General features: G+C 48.6%; 1 protein-coding gene. It reads right to left on the minus strand.

Annotated features, from left to right (window positions below):
* Positions 1–2589, minus strand: a 2589-nt coding sequence (locus ACILQR_RS16575; protein ID WP_395652460.1) for a hypothetical protein, incomplete at both ends; no start/stop codon positions are given.

Below are 2589 nucleotides of genomic sequence, written 5' to 3' on the forward strand. Positions count from 1 at the left end.
ATAGCAACCTGAGCAACTGGATTCAAACCAAGAGCGTCTAGGTATTCGCCAAAACCATCTTCCCTAACTGCTCCGTGCTGCTTTGCCGTAGATGGGTTATTAGGATCTATGGCAGCCAGGAACTCCTGCATTCTCTCAGCATATCTCTGAGCCATGTACCTTTCATCCATAAGATTGTTAGTGCGGTCTGGATCTTCGGCCGCTGCTCTATCTAGAATAGAAGAAGTCAGCTTCCACGAATCCTCGGCGTCACCATCAGCAGAGTGCCAGCGAGTGAGATCAAAACCTAGGAACTCAGCGACGAACCCAAGGCTAGACGTTGGGATGAAGTCTTTACGCTCTTTGTCATACTTCTTAGGGCCGTCGATGCCTGCTTTTTTGTTGTACTTAGGGAGCAGTGCCTCGGCCAGGTCCTTAGAGTCAATGGTTCCAGCAATACTGAAGTCTGTTCTCCTGGCAACAGCAAGCATCCTGTTCAATACCTGAAGGTCGAAAGGAACATTCTGACCACCGATGATCGGGTTAGGGCCCATGAACTCTATAATCTTGGCAGCAGCGTCGCTAATAGACATCTGCTTCGACAGCCACTCGTTTGTAACTAGCTCTGTTTTTGGCTTGCCGTCTGCATCTAGGACAGGGTTGCCGTCTTTATCCAAAACGTCGCGCATAAGATTCTGAGCCGACCATTTACCTAGTCGAACTCCATTTTCTATGCCAGGGTTTAGATAGATGTTTAGTCTACGTTTTACTTCACCGTTTTCAGTGAAAACAATACCAACCTGAACTGCGTCGTTGTTGGTGGGGTCGCCATCAAAGCTAGAGATTCCGGTAGTCTCGGTGTCGAACCAGAATACAGGTAAGCCCTTAATAATGTCGCGAGTCTCTTTTTTGGTTTTTCCCTCAACCAGTCTTGCTACCATACCAGTGAATGCGCCTGGAGTAGGCTGACGTTTAGTGTATCCAGTCTTTGAATCCACTGCATCGGTGGTAGGCTCTACAAGCCGAACTCCCAAAGCTTCCTCTATAGATTTGGTAATTTCGGCCGAGACATCTTCTGGGAAGACTCCATACTTCTGTCTATCTCTCTCAGATATAGATCTCTCAGGGGAGATAAAAGTTTGGTTTCCGACTCTGGCGACTGCCTTTGCAAAACTTTCTACTGCATCCCACAGCTCGATTACAGCTGCTCGCTCTTCCTCAGGGACACCTCTCAGGTCAAACTTCTTTGGCTTTGTAGCCGCTTGCTTGCTTGGGGTCGGTTTTTCTGGAGTGTCATCGACAACCACAGAACCAGGCTCGGCAGGGACAGAATCACCCTGCTCAGCGGCGTCCTGTGGGTCCTGGTCTACCGGAGTAGGGTCAGGCTGGGTAGCAGCGGGCTTTTCAGGAGCTTTTTCAGACTCTGGCTTAGACTCGACAAGAAAGACCACGCTGTTTTTATAGATAGCTGAACGCTCTGTACCATCATCGAAGCGAAGCGTGATGATCGTTCGGTTTGGTCTGTTTGCAGCTTCGCGAATACCAACAACAGTGGCGAAAGACTTAGTGGTGTTGTCAAATACGCGATCACCGAACTTAACTTCTGAAGCTTTTTTCGGTGTCGTGTTTTCAGGCAAGGCTTCTGCAGCAGGGGCTGGTTCTGGGGTAGGCTCCGGGGTAGGCTCAGCTGCGGGCTCCTCTACCACAGGCTCGACTGTAGAGTCTTTGACCTGACTCTGCTTTGCCTCTCTGTAATACTGAGTAGCTATGATATTTAACTGACTTTGCTGCGCATCTCTAATAATTGACCAGGTGTCGTAGCCAAGTAGCTTTTGCCACGCATAAAATTCTTTATCTAGGCTAATGTTATAGAGCGAACCCTCGTATAAAGCTTCTTCAAGATCTTCCCGCGTAGCATTTGGATTTTCTTTTAGATAGTTTAAAACGTTTGACTTTAGGAGGTTCCCACGGACATCATTTCCGGACGAGTCCTTTGCTTCAGCAGCAGTACGCGAGTCTATTATGGCATTACCTAGTCTCGAAATAAGCTCGCCTAGGTCTTCTGGAGACATAGTTCCGTTTTTAAGGGATTCTTTAGCCCACTCCCAATAAGCGTTGTTGTTCTGCTCCACTGTCATGAAGTTGGTAGCTGGGTCAAAGAACTCTGGCTTGGGCTGAGCTTCTGGCTTGGGCTCGGCGGTAGGCTCTGGCTCTGCAGCAGGCTCTGCAGTAGGCTCCGAGGAGCGGGGAACGTAGCCTTCAGCTTTGTAGTAATCAATTGCAGTAGTTAGTCGATCATAACTTGCACCATCATATGAAGAAATTTCAGCTTCAGTTTCTTCATCAGTCCAGCCATTACGTCTGCCAACCTGCTTCAGCAGGTCGGATAGTTCTTCAAATAAGGCTGGCTTAGCGGCCTCACGTTCCTTTAAGTAGTCTCTAACTTCTTGCTGCATATCAGCAGGGACGCGCATTCCCGAAACATCTAGATCGTCAGTCATAAGCCTCATAAGCTCAGAGCGATCTAGCTCGCCAATAATTGCGCTGATTGAGTCCTGATCAACCTTGCTGGAAAGTAACTGGTCCTTGATCTCTTTAGCGCGCTCCGGA

It is taken from the genome of Brevundimonas sp. (genome assembly GCF_044239655.1).
Lineage (GTDB): Bacteria > Pseudomonadota > Alphaproteobacteria > Caulobacterales > Caulobacteraceae > Brevundimonas.